This is a genomic window from Coprococcus sp. AF16-5 (assembly GCF_003479365.1).
In the GTDB taxonomy this organism is placed as follows: Bacteria; Bacillota; Clostridia; order Lachnospirales; family Lachnospiraceae; genus Coprococcus; species Coprococcus aceti.
Genome location: NZ_QUGZ01000002.1, coordinates 247,418 through 265,362 on the forward strand (window position 1 = coordinate 247,418; position 17,945 = coordinate 265,362).

Genomic DNA, 17,945 nt, shown 5'->3' on the forward strand with positions numbered 1-17,945 from the left:
CATCACACAGGCTGAGCTTTATATATATGTTATCTCCGGCTACTTTCTCACCCTGACTGACTTTGTCTTGCTCCATGCTGAGTAGCATCTTGTGCCAAACTTGTTCGAAAAGCTTCTAACCCTTACATAATATGTTTTTCCGCCTTTAATCCGCTGCTTTGCTCCAAGACTCGCAGTCGTCTTGCTTCCACCGCTTAACACCGTGAATGCATATGTACCCTTTTTAAAGTTTGATGTTGTTGAATACTGGATCTGATAGCCATCTGCGCAGCTTATCTTTCCCCACTTTAATCTTACAGACGCAGCCGATGGGCTCTTTATCTGGCTTATACCTGGTATCTTCGGGCTGACAGTAACAGGTATTATCTTCTTCACCTTCACATGATTCGAATCTCCAGCATATACGGTGATGTTTGCCTTGCCTATATACCGGGCTGCGATCGTTATTGTTCCAGCAGAGTCTACCTTTACAGCTTTTTTATCCGAGCTGTAGCTGAGCTTTCCGGCACGTGCGCTCACGCTCTGTGAAATAGATATTCTCTTCGAGCTGGTTGACATCTCTATTCTGTAGCTGCGCTTTTTCAGCGTTATGCTGTTCGGCGCCTTTTTGATCGTAAAATTGATCGTCTTCTGTCCCTGATATGTGCCAGCGCCTATAATTACAGCCTCTGCTGTTCCGGCTGCTTTGTTCTTATTGTATGAAACCGTATAATCTGTATCCTTCTCCAGCGTTTTGTCGCCAAGCTTTACTGTTACAGCCGGCTTCTTCGAATTACCATCATATGTATATTCTGTCTTGTTAAGTGTAACCTTTGCTGACGATATGCTCTTACGCGTGAGCTTTGAGCCATACGCATAGCTAGTCTCACCCTTTTCTCCACAGTATACACATGCATAGTAATACTCTGCCGGAGAATCATAATCTGCTGCCTTCTTCAGATATCGTGCAGTTGTTTTCTTTGCTGTGTAGCTGTGATCGACTGGGTCTGTTGCTGTACCGGTTTCAAAAATCTCACCACACATGCTGCAGACAACATCTCCTGTATATCCGCCGCCCATACAGGTAGCTTTCTTCTCTCCTACAAGCGTTCTATCATGGTCTGTCTTTGGAAGAATCTCAGTAGTCCTGCTGAGTTCTGCCTTGCACACGGTGCAGTATATAACCTTGTCTCGGCTGCCTTCAGCCTGACATGTAGCCAGATTTACATTCTCATACACAGCCTTTCCCTGGGTATGTCCGAGTGGCTCTGTCTTCTCATCCTTTGTCTTTTGGCATCGCTCACATGTGTATCTGATCAGACCTTCTGCTGCACACAAAGCTTTTTTCTTAACCACGCCTGAATCCCATCTATGTCCCAATGCACCAATGGCTATCTTCTTGGTACTCTGATAACTCTTGCCATTCAGCGTGCATTTTGCTGTACACACCTTTGCACCATCGTTCTCGCAGGATGCCTGCGTTATCTTGCTTGTTACAGTCATCGGTTCACTGATCACATGACTCGAATCTCTGGTACAGGTGAGAACCAGCTTGCAAGTGTTGCCATTTGCTGACCACTCATACTTTGGGGCGTAATCATGTCTCAGGCTATCCCCATGTGTAAATGTCTTTTTGCGATTCACTCTTCCACAGTTATCACAGGAATAATAATATTTCGCAGCAGTTGTACAGGTCGCAGCCTGTGCAAGAGTTTCATCATTTACTATTTCCGCAGTGTATGAATGTCCGCCTATCTCTGTTATATCAAGTTCATACTCAGCCTTCACCCACGGATTATATTTACTGGCAACCGTAATCGTTACAACGCCGTTGCCGATTGCCGAAAGTGATGCCGCAGTCCTAGACACTTCATTCACCTTTACAACAGTCTCATCCGACGATGTAACCGCATACTCATGTATGTCCGCTCTCGTTGGCCAATCCATTATATTTATACTCAGTTCCGCTCCAATTTCATACTCACTTGGTGAAGTAGTCCTGTTATCGCTGTCCTTCTCCTGCCAATACACATATCTGATACTGGTAGGAAGTGACACGATCTTCTCATATCCGCACTTTGAACACGTCTCTACTGTCTGGCTTTCACCCTCATCTGCCTCTGATATGACATACTCATGTCCCCCCTGATCTGCCACATTGAACGTGTATTCCTGACAAATTGAGCTGTCATATTTATGAACTATTCTTATGGTTACATCACCTGTTCCGACCGCCGTAAGCTTAGCATCATATCTTCTATAAGAAGATTCCGGATCACTCACTTTTACAATACCTTCATCCGATGATGTAACTATAAACTCAGAGTTGTCGACCTTCGTTGGTGCATAATCTACTTCCAGATTGATCTCATCACCTACTTCCACATCAGCAGGCTTGTAATATCCATTACTATCACTCCACCATACAGTACGTGTTATTGCCGTCGGGATTGTCACCGTTTTTGTCGTCCCGCACTTTGAACAAATTTTTTCTGTCTCTCCAGATCCCGGTTCTGCCTGACTTATTACATAGTCATGACCACCCACATCTGTTACCGACACAGTGATTACCCTCTTCATATCCGGATTCACGACCGGATATACAGTAACCGTCGTCTCACCTATCTTATTCATATGGAATGTTCCAGCATAGTTAGACGAAGGGGTATACGAAATAATAGACGGGTCTGCTATATCAAACACGAATTTGTCATCGGATTTGCTATCTGATGCCGTCGAGAAAGATATGTATGTCTCTATATCCTTTCCTACTTCGAACTCCTGATCATATGTGGCTGATGAAGCAGTTTCCGATAATCTCCAGTACACGTACATCGTCTTTGGTCCTGTTACTTTACATCTCGTACATACGCCATCTGTAAAGCTATGCCCAAGAGCCGGAACCTCATCCTCTATCTTTTTGTAGCCACATTTAGCGCATGTGTATACTGTTCCACCTGTCTCTGTACATGTGGCCTCTTTTTTCACACCTTCACCATACACATGCTCCGTGCATGCATCATACCGCTGTCCAAGCAGCTTATCCAGCTTGGCCTGCGCTGCATCCACCTTTTTCTGCCACTTCTCCGGATCTACAGTCTCATAATATTCATCAAACAGCTTCTCAAATTCAGCTATTGTGTACACCTCATATTGGCTAGTATAGTTTGAAAGCTTGCTTGCATTGAAGCATGAAGTATTGCCATACCTGCCATAGAGTGTGAATCCGACTCCCATCACCTGATCTGCTGCCCAGAACATATTGGTATAATGTCCAACCGTGACTCCCTCCGAATCCGCCTTTTGTTCAACAGCTGTAAGCTGACTCTGCGAAGTTATGGATGAATATCCCAGCTCATCCCTTATCTTGTTAAAAGATGCCTTCTCACTGTTCCATCCTGCCGCCGGATCAGTATATCCAAACGCCAGATTCTCACATGACACCTGAAGAAGTGAATGATTTGTGAGTCCTGCACCTCTGTCCGCGCCTGACTGTGCCACCGCCATGAAATAGAAATTAGTCTTAGCCGCATTCCTCTTCATTGCCCCGACATAGTTTTCGTCTGTGTCCCTTAACGAATTAATTTTATTCAATACCGCAAATGTCGCCTTTGTGTTTTCAAGCGATATGGCGTCTTTCTTATCTCCGGTAACAACAACCTTGTTATTTCTCGATTCCGGAAGACCTGTATTATTTCCTCCCGCCCACTTGGAGAAATCTTCCTCACATGCCTCCTGCAGGACAGCCTTGGCCCGATTCAGATCATATTTCTGTTTTGTTGTCAGGTTGCTTTTCGCAAGCATCCAGTCTACAAAACCTATAGAGCCCTGATCATATACGGTCATCACTTCACTCTGATCTTTCTTCACCTGTTCCAACTCACTCTGAGCCTCTTCTATCTGCTGGTCAAGGGTACTGGCCTTAACAGTCTGAATACCTGTCGTCTGAATACCTGCCGTCAGCATCAGCACTGCACACATTACCACTGTTGCTGCTTTTTTACACAGTGTCCTTCCCGATAAGCTTCCTTTTCTTTTCATAATCTTTGATACTCCCCCTTTTTTCACATTCTATTTATATTACCCCTTTACCCACATGTACTCCGGCGCGCCCATGCAGGGGATTTATTATAAAATAAGGAGACTCATTATAATAATAAACAAGTCTCCTTATCCAGTATAATATACTATTTTATTTCTCCTTGAAGGTGAACTCCTCGTTCGCAAGCTTGAATCTGATACCATCTATGAGCATCATATCCGTTCCGCTGCTTATGATCTTGCCACCAAGGTAAGTGTGGTTGGTCGACTTGTTATCTCTCAGATAGTACACGCCGTTGACATTGATAATGTAAGCATGGCGGCGACTGACTGAATTGTTGTCAGTTACCTGATAGTCAACTCCCTGTGTAGACTTACCGATACAGAATATCGGCTTGTCGATCCTTATCCTCTCACCTGTTCTGGTTCTTATGATGACAGGGCCGCTCTTGCCACGGTTGTTGGCTGTGAGAACTGTTGTCGAACCGTCATCGTTGTCATCAAATCCAATATCATTTGATGAGAAATCCTTAACTTCCTTTGCAAGCTTGAATGAAGAAGTTGTAACATGAGGAGTCTCAGGAACCTCTACCTTAGCCACATTGACCGGGCTGACTCCCGCTGACTTCATAAGCTCCTGCTCATCCTCAGGATGTGCTATATTGTCATTCTTCAGGTCTGTTATAAACTTATAAAATTCTGACAGATAAAATGTAGGATTGTGATCAAAGTATTTGATAAGCTCATATCCGGCATCGGATGCCTTCTTATTCGCAAACTTCATATTGCCCATAAGATCCCTTATAAACTTCTCCATATTACATCTGTCCATAGGCTTATCTATAGGCAGGAATATGAGCTGAACAGCCATATTCTGGAAGTCTATATACATATATCCCTTATTCAGTATAACCTTTCCAATGGACAGATCATTCGCCTTGAGATACATGAGCTGATCTGCAATACTGAATATCAGATCAACCAGCTCATCCTTGTGTATCTTCTTCTCAAGGAACTGATTCATGGTAGTCATGGCTGGAATAGAATATGTCAGAGCTCTCTGACCATCTATATATTCCTCATGGCAGAACGCATTATTGCCCACAAACTGAGCATTGTACAGCTCTACCTCATTGTGAAGAACCTCTACATCGTCTTCAATCTTAAAGTACAATTTGTACTCATCACACAAATACATCTTATCACTCATATAAAACCCTCCGATATTTATCGCACGATATCCATGTAAGTCCCGGAGTCAATTATTCTACTGTAACTGACTTTGCCAGATTACGTGGCTTATCTACGTCCAACCCCTTTGCATCGGACGTGTAATACGCTATAAGCTGCAGGATGACAGCAGCCGAAAATACCGTGAACAATCCATCCTGCTTTGGTATGGATATGTGTTTGTCACATACATCTTTATCATTGTACTCTTCATCCATGCTGACAAGAATGACGTATGCGCCTCTTGCCTTAACCTCGCGTATATTGGAAATCATCTTTCCGTATACAGATTCCTGTGTAGCCAAAGCTATGACCGGAACGTTCTCAGTTATGAGTGCTATCGTTCCATGTTTTAACTCCCCTGCCGCATAAGCCTCAGCGTGAACATAAGAAATCTCTTTCAGCTTCAGTGCACCTTCCAGTGACAGTGTATAATCCAGTCCTCTTCCTATGAAGAATGCATCCGGAGCCATCTTTATATAGTTTGCAACTGTCTTTACTTCATCTGCCTGCTTGAGTGTCTCCTCTATCACCGGGATAACGCCCTGAAGCTGTCTGATGAATGCCTTTGCCCTGTCCTCAGAGTATATACCCTTGACATAGCCAAGTCTGCATCCAATGAGATACATTGCAGCCATCTGTACCGAATATGCCTTGGTACTTGCAACTGCGATCTCAGGACCGGCATGTGTATAAAGGACGTAATCGCTCTCTCTGGCGATGGTCGATCCCTTTACATTGACTATGGACAGAACCTTTGATCCACATCTCTTGGCAAGTCTGAGTGCCTCGAGTGTGTCAATAGTCTCTCCTGACTGTGATGTAACTATTACGAGAGTCTTTTCATTTATGAGTGGTTCCTTGTATCTGAATTCTGATGCTATCTCAACATTAACAGGAATCTTTAACTCCTTCTCAATCATGGCCTTGCCGACTATTCCGGCGTGCATAGCTGTTCCGCATGCAACCACTGTGATGTTCTCAAGATTCTTAAACACCTCATCATCGATGCCGTCCTCAGTGAAATCAGGAAGCTCATTCACTATACGAGGAGTTATCGTGTTTCTCAGTGCCTCTGGCTGCTCATAGATCTCCTTCAGCATAAAGTGCGGATATCCACCCTTCTGAGCTGCCGTTATGTCCCATGTTATCTTGAGCATCTCCGGCTCTACCATGTTCCCCTTCATGTCTTCTACTCTGATGCCTGTGCTTGAGAGTGTCAGTATATGATACTCCGGCACAACAAAGTATTCCTTTGAAAATGATATTATCGCTGTGAGGTCTGATGCAATGATCGATCCCTCATCTGTGTATGAAGCGATCATCGGACTTACATTTCTCACTGCGTATATCTTGCCCGGTCTGTCTGCAAACATAATGCAGAGTGCAAATGAACCGGCTATAGCCTTAACAGCCTTTCTGATAGTCTCGATGGGATTGCCATCGTACAGTGTGTCCAGAAGTGCTGCTACTACCTCTGTGTCCGTCTCGGATACCAACCTGTCGGCCAGTCCGTATTCTCTCACAATGTCGTTATAGTTCTCTATAATTCCATTATGTATAAGTGCCACATCTCCGCACCTATGTGGATGTGCATTCACATCCGTAACTCCGCCGTGAGTAGCCCATCTCGTATGGCCTATTCCACAGGTTGATCTGTACACAGGACTGTCGTCGCTGCACATCTCCCTGAGGTCTTCCACTCTGCCGGCTTTCTTCTTGATCGTCAGTGTATCATCATCATTAAGCAGTGCTATTCCCGCACTGTCATATCCCCTGTACTCGAGCTTTGCCAGTCCGTCAATAAGAATGTCCTTGGCTGGTTTCTTTCCTACATATCCTATGATTCCACACATATTAAATTAATCTCCTTTCGGCTTATAACCACGCTGTATACTGATAATATTATAATATGGCGCACTTAAAAAAGGTGAAACCACCATACATAACAGCTATGGGTGTCTGGTCATGATTCTTTGTTTTGGAGTTACCCCCATATTTGGATATCATGTGCGCATCCAGACTCTGCGTGAAGGCATCCGCCGAATATTCGATAACCTTCAACCTCGTTATCCCTGAAAGCCAAAGCCCAGGGGTCATGGCGCTAAGATTTCTAAATCTTTCCAAAGGCACACTCCTCCTGTCCGTGCACCTAACAAAATTCTATCATGAAACATCTAATAAATCAATGCAGAAAGGCCTCTGCGTATAATCTTTGTAACATAAAATTTACTTCAGCTTTATAAATAAAAACAGGGAAACACCACGGATCCCGGCCGTGTGCCCGGCCTGTGATGCTTCCCTCATTATATCCACTATTTTATATCTTAGCTTATAAAGCATCCACCTGGGAAGTCCTTCTCGGTGGTCAGGAGTGACAGATTGCCCTCAGGATCCTCTGCGCACAGAAGCATACCCTCTGATACGACTCCGGCAAGCTTACATGGCTTAAGATTTACTATAGCCACAACCTTCTTACCTACCATATCCTCTGCTGAGTATGTACCCTTGATTCCTGATACTATCTGCTTTACATTGTTCTTGCCAAAGCTTACCTGTGAGCAGAGAAGCTTTCTTGAATTAGGAACCTCCTCACATGCAACAATCTCGCCGATCATGAGCTGCATCTTCTGGAACTCCTCAATGCTTATCTCCTGCTTGTCAACTACATCAGGATTGGCCTTGAGTGCCTGGACCTTCGCCTCAGCTATCTTGATCTTCTTGGTCTCAGCAGAATTCTCCTTCTCTTCCTTCTGCTTCTTGGCCTGCTCGTACATGGACTCCTTCTCCACTGGAGCGAACTCGGCAACCTTAGCCATAACTTCCTTCACGTCAAGACGTGCGAATAGGATCTCAGGCTGCTCTGTTACCTTTGTTCCTGACTTGTACAGACCAAACTTTCCAAGCTCTGTGACCTTTCTCTTCTCGGTATTGAGCTGTGCCATGATCTTCTCAGTTGTCTCAGGCATATATGGCTCAAGGAGTGTTGCACCTATAACGATGCTCTCGACAAGGTTGTACAGAACTGTGTTCAGTCTGTCCTTCTTGTCCTCCTCCTTTGCGAGTGCCCAAGGCATTGTCTCATCTATGTACTTGTTGCATCTCTTGAACAGTGCAAATATCTCTGTGATCGCATCTGCAACCTTGAGCTTATCCATGCACTCTGCAACCTTGTATCTGCAGTCCATAACGACCTTCTTAAGATCCTCATCGACAGGCTCTGTGACGTTGGTATTTGTCACAATGCCACCGAAATACTTGTTTGACATCGATATGGTTCTATTGACCAGATTTCCAAGTGTATTTGCAAGCTCTGAGTTGAGTCTCTCAACCATGAGCTCCCATGAGATAACTCCATCATTCTCAAATGGCATCTCGTGAAGAACAAAGAATCTGACAGCATCCACGCCAAATATATTGACCATATCGTCAGCGTACATTACGTTGCCCTTCGACTTACTCATCTTGCCATCACTCTGGAGGAGCCAAGGATGACCGAATACCTGCTTTGGAAGCGGAAGTCCGAGTGCCATCAGCATGATAGGCCAGTAAATGGTATGGAATCTCAGGATATCCTTGCCGATCAAGTGAAGATCTGCCGGCCAGTATTTATAAAACTTCTCATCGCTCTTTCCATCTACGTCATATCCAAGTCCAGTTATGTAGTTTGAAAGTGCGTCAACCCACACATATACAACGTGCTTTGGATCAAAGTCCACTGGGATTCCCCACTTGAATGATGTTCTTGATACACACAGGTCCTGAAGTCCCGGCTTAAGGAAGTTGTTAACCATCTCGTTACGTCTTGACTCAGGCTGTATAAACTCAGGATGCTGCTCTATATGCTTCATGAGCTTGTCCTGATACTTGCTCATCTTGAAGAAGTATGCCTCCTCCTTGGCCTCCTGAACAGGTCTTCCACAGTCCGGACACTTGCCATCTATGAGCTGTCCATCTGTGAAGAACGACTCACATGGTGTACAGTATTTTCCTACATAATGTCCCTTATATATATCACCCTGATCGTACAGCTTCTTAAATATCTTCTGTACCTGCTTCTCATGGTAATCATCTGTTGTACGGATAAACTTGTCATATGAAGTATTCATGAGATCCCATATTCTCTTGATCTCACCTGATGTCTCATCAACGAATTCCTTTGGGGTCTGCATGTTCTCAAAAGCCTTGTTCTCGATCTTCTGTCCATGCTCATCTGTTCCTGTCATGAATCTTACATCATAACCTGCGAATCTCTTGTACCTTGCAATGCTGTCAGCCAACACGATCTCGTAGGTGTTGCCTATATGAGGTTTACCTGATGCATATGCAATGGCGGTTGTAATATAATACGGTTTTTTTGCCATTTCAAAAACCCTCCCTGAAAAAATACTACAAGCACAAATGAAATGCTTGTGCAACTTTACCGAAAAACTCCTCGGTAATTGTAAATTATATGCCTTTTTATTATTTATTGTCAAGAAGATGGGATATTAAATAAGTCTGTTACGATGGTCATTCTATAACACTGCCAATAAACTTGTCATCGTCTCTCTCTCAAAAGCGCATCACATTCCTGAGAACGGCAAACATCACCGCCCCGGCAATACATATAAATATAAGTATATTGTCAAATCGCGATAACTTTCTGTTTCCATATCTTACGAATACATAATCGTTTTTTACAATTATGTATGCCAACGCCGGAAGAGCTATAAACATAAATTGATTATAAGCAAATGCCTTTGCAAGATCCAGCCTTACGGCCGCAAGGATAGCCCGTGTTATCCCGCATCCTGGGCATAAAAATCCGGTTATCTTTCTGAATATACATGGTATGGCAAGTCCTGTCACTCTTATGAATATATAATAGAGGATGCCTATCCCCACGAGGATGGCATCCCTTTTAATTATCGCATTTCTTCTTGATTTCTGTATCTGATCCATGCTCTGTATTTCTTTGTCTCCGCCGACTACTGCTGGCTGTTATCACTGCCTGAAGCATCTGCTGATGTGTTAATATTCTGATCTGACTGCTGGCCAAATGTATTCTGGTCTAAACCGGCCTGCTGACCATATCCCTGCTGATTGTATGCATTCTGATCATATCCCTGCTGGCTGTATGGCTGCTGTCCGTATGCCTGCTGGTTATATGCATTCTGGTTATATGCATTCTGGTCATATCCCTGCTGACCATATGGCTGCTGTCCGTATGCCTGCTGGTTATATGCGTTCTGATCATATCCCTGCTGGCTGTATGGCTGCTGACCATATCCCTGCTGATTGTATGTATTCTGACCATATCCCTGCTGGTTGTATGCATTCTGATCATATCCCTGCTGACCATATGGCTGCTGACTGTAGGTCTGCTGACCATATCCTGTATTCATCTGAGGTATAGCCTCTGCATATTTGTTTGCAGTGTCCTGCATAAGCGCATATGCAATAATTCCAAGTCCAAATACCTGAAGAAGGACGTATAAGATGCCTGAGTTGCTTGATGGTACACCGTTCTTATTCTTTATGATATCAACTTTCTCGCCCATCTTATATGCCCAGAACCATCCATAGATGTTACATGTAACGATAGTGAGCAAAAGCGACATTCCACCACTTGTTGCATCTGTCTCTCCTGACTCCTGATTGATATCGTCTGTTAGCACAACAAACCAATACAATCCATATATTCCGCATGTCACAATTGAAAGCAGAATACATATTCCAATATTCCTCTGTTTGATCATAATTGATAATCCTCCTTAAACTTAAATCCTTAATTGAATTATGTAGGACTTGTGTATGACTGCAATTATTCCACTCATATGTAAACCACTGCATAACTGCAATAAAAATAACAGAATAGCCCCGCAGACACAACTCAGTCTACGGGACTATTTTCTCATACATTTTGTCTGTACGCAACTGCATCTATACATTTTTCAATGTATATTTGTATGCAATTTGATTCATTACGCATTTTTATTGATGGTATCCTGCATAATAGCATATGATACAATTCCAAGTCCACATAACTGGAGCAGAAGGAAAAGTATGCTTGAATTTCCTGCTGACTGACCATTCTTTGTCTTTATTGCATCAATCTTCTCGCCCATCTTGTATGCCCAGAACCATCCATAGATATTACATGTAACGATAGTAAGCAACAATGCTACCCCACCGCTTGTTGCATCTGTCTGTCCGGATTCCTGATTAGCATCGTTTGTAAGGCAAACGAACCAATACAGTGCATAAATTCCAAATGTAATGATTGAAAATACTATGCACAAAGCAATGTTCCTCTGTTTGATCATAAAATGTCCTCCCTTGATTTAATTATAAATTTTTTATAAAAATTTTATAAAATATATAAAACCATATATATACATCTTTGTCAATAAAAATCAAAAAATTAAGCTGTTTTTTGCTTTATTATCTATATTTTTTTATAATCAGGCATAAATCTTCAAATATTTACATTCATAATTTATGTGATGTCGTAAACTGTTTTACTTTTGAAACCATGTGCTATATAATAAAATTTCAGACAGACATATCTCAACACCCGTATCCTAAATATATTGCCAGGATCCACAGATTATGTTTGTCCGTATTGCAAACAATTTATAATTCTAGAGAAAAGAGGACATTTGTTATGAAAAACATGCTTAACTTCAAGAATTTCACAGCTGATGAGCTGATGGATATTCTCAATCTGGCACTTGACATGAAGAAGAACCCTGATAAGTACGCTCACGCTCTTGAGGGCAAGAAACTCTACACTCTTTTTGAGAAGACTTCCACAAGAACATTTCTTTCATTTACAACAGGTATAACTGAGCTCGGCGGTACATATTACAACCAGCTCTGGAAGGATTCCAACTTTACACTCGGTGAGCCTGTATCAGAGATTAAGTATGTATGCAGGAATGTAGATATCATCATGGCACGTCTTGTAAAGAATGAGACAGTCGAGCTGTTCGGCAACAATGTTACTGTTCCATTTATCAACGGATGTGACAGTTCTTATCATCCATGCCAGATCCTGGCAGATGCCCTCACTATTATAGAAAAGTTTGGCAGTCTCGATGTAAAACTTATGTACATCGGTGCCAAGAATAATGTATTCAACTCTCTTGTTGAGTTCTTCGCAAAGATGAAGAAAGGAACCATCTATGGACTCACACCACTTGTAAACAACACTGTATGTGGTGATGACTTCTTTGAAGCAGCAAAGGCTACAGGCCACTATGTTGAACTCGATCCTACCATGAGCATGGAGGAGGCAAAGAAGTACGCAAAGGATATGGATATCCTCTACACAGATACATGGGTAGACATGGAGTTTTTCAACAACCCTGCATACAAGCAGCAGAAGGAAGAGACTCTCGCCAAGATGATGCCTTACCAGCTCAACGAGGAATTTACAGAGGGCAGCAAGGCTATAGTATTCCACGACATGCCTATGCACCAGGGATTTGAGATCTCACAGGGCGTTATCGACAAGAACCTCAACCACATTTTGGATGAGGCTGAGAACAGACGTCACGCTGAGAAGGCTGTTATGTATACCCTTCTTAATTCTTAAAATATTCATTCTGATAACCTAAGGAGGATCATGTCAAATGAGACATTTAATAGACCCAATGGACCTGTCAGTTGAGGAGGTTGACCACCTTCTCGTGCTGGCACAGGACATCATCGACAATAAAGAGAAATACAGCGAAGTCTGTAAGGGCAAAAAGCTTGCAACTCTGTTCTTTGAACCAAGCACACGCACAAGACTTAGCTTCGAGGCTGCCATGATGGAACTTGGCGGAAACGTTCTCGGATTTTCATCTGCAAGCTCCTCATCTTCAACAAAAGGTGAGAGTGTGGGCGATACCGTCAAGATCGTCAGCTGTTATGCCGATATTATAGCTATGAGACATTATAAAGAGGGTGCCCCGATGCTGGCTTCCATGAAATCAGATGTTCCTATTATTAATGCTGGTGACGGCGGTCACAATCACCCTACGCAGACATTGGCCGATCTTCTCACAATAAAGAGAGAGAAGGGCAGACTAAACAATATGACCATAGGTTTCTGCGGAGATCTTATGTTTGGTCGTACGGTTCATTCACTTATAAAGGCCATGTCACGATACAAAGGCATAAAATTTATTCTCATATCACCGGATGAATTAAAATTACCTGATTATATAAGAACAGAAGTCATCGAAAAGAATAATATACCATATGAGGAGATTTCCTCTCTTGAGGATGCTATCGGATCTCTGGACGTTCTCTATATGACAAGAGTCCAGAAAGAACGTTTCTTCAACGAGGCGGACTACATAAGACTGAAAGATACCTATATTCTTGACAAGTCAAAGCTGGCTCTCGCTAGGCCTGACCTGTCGATCCTTCACCCGCTTCCTCGTGTAAATGAGATATCTGTTGAGGTGGATGACGATCCGAGAGCATGTTATTTCCGACAAGCACTCAACGGCAAATATGTCCGAATGGCACTCATCATGGACCTTCTCGGACTCGACAAGGATTTTAAGGCATAGGAGGAATGATCATGAATATTGACAGTATTCAGAATGGTATTGTACTTGACCATATAACAGCAGGCAAAGCCCTGCAGATATACAACGATCTTTATCTTGATAAGCTGGATTGCTCCGTTGCTATAATCAAGAATGTTAAAAGCGAGAAGATGGGAAGAAAGGACATTCTTAAGATAGATCAGGATATCGACATAAACCTTGATGTTCTGGGGTATATCGACCCGGATATATCCGTCAACATCATCAAGGACGGCAAGCTCGTTGAAAAACGTAAGATCGAACTGCCTGAGAGACTGGTTGGAATAAAGAAATGTACCAATCCAAGATGCATTACGACCACAGAGCAAGGAATAACCCATATATTCAAACTCACAGACAGAGAAAAGCGAATTTACAGATGTATATACTGTGAAGCAGACAAGTAACTGTTTACTTTTCAGTTTTATGTGCTATAATCTATAAAGTTGCGATAATCCGAGAATTATCTAAGAGGTGAAATATGGAACAGTATGTTATCAAGGGAGGTCGTCCTCTGGAGGGCGAAGTTACCATTGCGGGTGCTAAGAATGCCGCACTTGGAATACTTGCCGCTGCAGTCATGACCGACCAGGAAGTCACAATAGAAAACGTACCGAACGTCAGAGATACAAGAGTCCTTCTTCAGGCCATTCAGGGTATCGGCGCAAGGGTCCGTTACATAGACGAGCACACGGTTGCTATATGTGGTGGAACCATCAATCCGAATACCGATCTCTGTGTCGACGACGAATATATCAGAAAGATCAGAGCATCCTACTATCTGCTCGGCGCACTGCTTGGCAAATATAACCATTCACAGGTCGCTCTTCCAGGCGGATGCGACATCGGAGCCCGTCCGATAGATCTGCACATAAAAGGTTTTGAAGCACTTGGAGCCCACGTTGATATAGCAAACGGTATGATATCCGTTGAGGCTGATGAGCTGATCGGAAGCCACATTTACATGGATGTGATCTCAGTAGGTGCCACCATCAATGTCATGATGGCCGCCGTAATGGCAAACGGCAAGACTACCATAGAGAACGCAGCCAAGGAGCCACATATCGTTGATGTTGCCAATTTCCTCAACAGTATGGGTGCTAACATCAAGGGTGCCGGAACTGATGTCATCCGTATCCGTGGCGTAAAGTCACTTCACGGAACTACATATTCCATCATTCCGGATCAGATCGAGGCAGGAACCTTCATGGTTGCAGCAGCAGCCACCAGAGGCAACGTCCTCATCAAGAACGTAATTCCTAAGCATCTTGAGGCTATAACCTCAAAGCTTACAGATATAGGTGCCACTGTCATCGAGTACGATGATTCAGTGAGAGTAATGTGCAACAAGAGACTCAAAGCTACCAACATCAAGACTCTGCCATATCCGGGATTCCCGACAGATATGCAGCCACAGATGGCGGTTACACTTGCACTGTCCAACGGAACAAGCATCGTCACCGAGAGCATATTTGAGAACAGATTCAAGTATGTCGCAGAGCTTTCAAGAATGGGCGCACACATCAGAGTCGAGGGCAACACCGCTATTCTCGATGGTGTGGAGACATTCACCGGTGCAAATGTTGCAGCACCTGACCTGAGAGCAGGCGCAGCACTTGTAATTGCGGCACTTGTGGCCAACGACTTCTCTACTGTATGTGATATCAAGTATATCCAGAGAGGCTACGAGAAGTTCGACGAAAAGCTTCGCGGACTTGGTGCTCTCATCGAGAAGGTAGAGACGGACAAAGAGATCCAGAAATTCAAGCTCAAAGTAGGTTAATATATACGACATAAGGCGAAAAGCTTTTGCCGGTCAGCACTTGTCTGACCGGCAAAAGCTTTTTTATTGCAATTTTATTACTTTTTTATAACTTTTTTCACAAAAATGGTGCTCATTTGCAATAATTATGGTAAACTTAGACTGATGTAATTTTGTCATAAATACTATTTTATATATAGATTTGTTTTATGAAAAATGGAGGTTACTATGGATATCAATACTAAACGAACCCGGACTACTATTTCTATCGTAATGCTTATTTGGGCGGTCGTCTGCATCGCGGTGACCGGACTGTATGTGGGAAACAATCACGCAGAAGCCGCGACCACGGGAACTCTCACGTCTGACTACGTGTATTTCCGCAAATCACCAAACGGCACGCCTATAAAATATAACGGCTCGGCCATACTCCTCAGGAAGGGTCAGAAGATGACCGTACTAAGCACTTCCAACAAGACATGGTACAAGGTCAAGCTTACATACAAGAAGAAGAGCTACACCGGTTATGTGTACTCCGCATTTATCAAGGTAACAAGGACAACCTCCAAGAAGGCTCACCTTCGAAAAAATGAAAACTATGTATATTTCCGAAAAACGCCAAACGGCACGCCGCTGAAGTATAACGGATCGCCGATCATGCTCATGGGCGGTCAGAGCATGACCGTACTGAGCACTTCCAACAAGACATGGTACAAGGTCAAGCTTACATATAAGAAGAAGCGCTACACCGGTTATGTATATTCCAAGTTCATCGTGATCGACTCCACTTCAGCCACAACAAAGGCCACGACCAAGGCTACTACGCAGCAGCCTACCACAGCGGCTCAGGCAGCCAAGAGCGGTTACGTGAATGAAGACTATGTATACTTCCGCCATACGGCAGCGGGTACACCTATAACCTACAACGGAAGCGCGATCATGCTCATGAAGGGACAGGCACTCTCCGTGACTGATACATCCAACAAGTCATGGTACAAGGTCAACCTCACATACAGCAGCAAGAAGTATACAGGATTTATCTCCTCATCGCTCATCACAATGGGAACATACAAGGAACCTGACGGTAACCAGACATCGGATGCAGCATTTGAAAAGCAATTATCCGCCCAGAACTTCCCTGAGAGCTACAAAGTGCTTCTCAGAAAGCTCCATGCGGAGCACCCAAACTGGATATTCAAGGCGGTACACACCAACCTTAACTGGAACGACGTGGTCAAGAACGAGGTCAACGTACAGGGACGTGTCAACAACCTTGTAAACTGTACATCTTACAGTCCTAACTACGGCTGGAGATCACAGACCGTTGGATACAACTACAAGACAGACTCCTACTCATCATATGATGGTTCAACATGGTTTGCAGCCTCGGACGATCTTGTAAAGTATTACCTCGATCCGAGAACATATATGTCATCCGCAAGCTCCATGTTCGCATTTGAAAAGCTGTCATACGACTCATCACAGACAAAGTCAGGAGTTGAGGCTATATTATCTGGTTCGTTTATGCACAATGCGCACCCAACCGGTTCGACCACCACATATTCGTCCATGATAATCACCGCAGCACAGAAATCCGGCGTCAGCCCTTACCACATTGCTTCACGTATCAAGCAGGAGGTCGGAGGCTCGATAACCTCGGGAACAAACGGTAAGAATGCCACATATCCCGGCATATATAACTTCTACAATATCGGTGCATTTGAGAGTGCATCAGGCAACGCTATAACAAACGGTCTGAGATGGGCTTCATCGGGCACATCGTACAACAGGCCATGGACAACACCTGCCAAATCAATAATCGGCGGTGCGATGTATATCGGAGAGTCCTACATCAACAAGGGTCAGAACACTCTGTATACTCAGAAGTTCAACGTAACCTACACAGACTGCCTGTACTGGCATCAGTACATGGGAAATGTACAGGCCCCTACAACAGAGGCATGGAAGGTATATGATGCCTACAAGTCTTCAGGAGCACTCAACAAGGCCATAACATTTGCCATACCTGTTTACAAGAATATGCCAAGCACAGCAATGAAGATGCCTGCGGCTAATCCGGGCAACCAGAACAACTACCTGAAAACACTCTCTGTAAGCGGCAAGAAGCTGTCACCTACATTTGCAATAAACAGCACTACACAGTACACGGTAAATGTGCGCTCATCTGTATCAAGTGTGAAAATAAACGCTTCACCTGTAAGCAGCTACTCCACAGTGAGCGGAAAGGGAACAAAAACCCTGAAATCAGGAAAGAATACATTTAAGATAGTATGTAAATCCCAGAGTAAAGCTACACGTACTTACACCATAATAATTAACAGAGGATAAGGAGGACTCGGTGGATA

General features: G+C 43.6%; 13 protein-coding genes. 5 read left to right on the forward strand and 8 right to left on the reverse strand.

Annotated elements, in window-relative coordinates:
• Positions 1-39: 39 nt before the first annotated feature.
• The 8 genes from DWW70_RS06100 to DWW70_RS06135 form a co-directional block, all read right to left on the reverse strand.
• Positions 40-4,020: a hypothetical protein gene (locus DWW70_RS06100; RefSeq protein ID WP_117875070.1), complete on the reverse strand. Its 3,981-nt coding sequence runs from the start codon at positions 4,018-4,020 to the stop codon at positions 40-42.
• A gap of 151 nt (positions 4,021-4,171) precedes the next feature.
• Positions 4,172-5,230 carry a DUF6382 domain-containing protein gene (locus tag DWW70_RS06105; RefSeq protein ID WP_015534306.1) on the reverse strand — a complete coding sequence of 353 codons (1,059 nt, stop codon included), beginning with the start codon at positions 5,228-5,230 and terminating at the stop codon, positions 4,172-4,174.
• Between the two features lie 52 nt (positions 5,231-5,282).
• Positions 5,283-7,106, reverse strand: a complete 1,824-nt coding sequence (gene glmS / locus DWW70_RS06110) for a glutamine--fructose-6-phosphate transaminase (isomerizing) (RefSeq protein ID WP_055146190.1) — start codon at positions 7,104-7,106, stop codon at positions 5,283-5,285.
• A 49-nt stretch (positions 7,107-7,155) separates the two neighbouring features.
• The gene (locus DWW70_RS06115) at positions 7,156-7,377 is read right to left on the reverse strand and encodes a hypothetical protein (RefSeq protein ID WP_055146187.1); all 222 of its coding nucleotides are present in this window, start codon (positions 7,375-7,377) and stop codon (positions 7,156-7,158) included.
• Between the two features lie 200 nt (positions 7,378-7,577).
• Positions 7,578-9,614: a methionine--tRNA ligase gene (gene metG, locus DWW70_RS06120; RefSeq protein WP_022217505.1), complete on the reverse strand. Its 2,037-nt coding sequence runs from the start codon at positions 9,612-9,614 to the stop codon at positions 7,578-7,580.
• Between the two features lie 190 nt (positions 9,615-9,804).
• Positions 9,805-10,194: a DUF2752 domain-containing protein gene (locus DWW70_RS06125; RefSeq protein ID WP_015534309.1), complete on the reverse strand. Its 390-nt coding sequence runs from the start codon at positions 10,192-10,194 to the stop codon at positions 9,805-9,807.
• A 26-nt stretch (positions 10,195-10,220) separates the two neighbouring features.
• A complete protein-coding gene (locus DWW70_RS15315; RefSeq protein ID WP_117875068.1) occupies positions 10,221-10,991 on the reverse strand; it encodes a DUF4234 domain-containing protein in 771 nt (256 codons plus the stop codon).
• Positions 10,992-11,216: 225 nt separating this feature from the next.
• Positions 11,217-11,558, reverse strand: a complete 342-nt coding sequence (locus DWW70_RS06135) for a DUF4234 domain-containing protein (RefSeq protein WP_004852487.1) — start codon at positions 11,556-11,558, stop codon at positions 11,217-11,219.
• 341 nt (positions 11,559-11,899) lie between these two features.
• Between DWW70_RS06135 and DWW70_RS06140 the strand changes: the two genes are divergently transcribed.
• From DWW70_RS06140 to DWW70_RS06160, 5 genes are all read left to right on the forward strand, one after another.
• Positions 11,900-12,832, forward strand: a complete 933-nt coding sequence (locus DWW70_RS06140) for an ornithine carbamoyltransferase (protein WP_022217503.1) — start codon at positions 11,900-11,902, stop codon at positions 12,830-12,832.
• Positions 12,833-12,869: 37 nt separating this feature from the next.
• Positions 12,870-13,799, forward strand: coding sequence for an aspartate carbamoyltransferase (pyrB, locus tag DWW70_RS06145; protein ID WP_022217502.1), 930 nt, complete (start codon positions 12,870-12,872; stop codon positions 13,797-13,799).
• 11 nt (positions 13,800-13,810) lie between these two features.
• Positions 13,811-14,224 (forward strand): aspartate carbamoyltransferase regulatory subunit, encoded by a 414-nt coding sequence (locus DWW70_RS06150; protein WP_118649465.1) that lies wholly within the window; start codon positions 13,811-13,813, stop codon positions 14,222-14,224.
• 74 nt (positions 14,225-14,298) lie between these two features.
• Positions 14,299-15,600: a UDP-N-acetylglucosamine 1-carboxyvinyltransferase gene (locus DWW70_RS06155; RefSeq protein WP_015534313.1), complete on the forward strand. Its 1,302-nt coding sequence runs from the start codon at positions 14,299-14,301 to the stop codon at positions 15,598-15,600.
• A 207-nt stretch (positions 15,601-15,807) separates the two neighbouring features.
• Positions 15,808-17,928: a cadherin-like beta sandwich domain-containing protein gene (locus DWW70_RS06160; RefSeq protein ID WP_243017686.1), complete on the forward strand. Its 2,121-nt coding sequence runs from the start codon at positions 15,808-15,810 to the stop codon at positions 17,926-17,928.
• Positions 17,929-17,945: the final 17 nt, after the last annotated feature.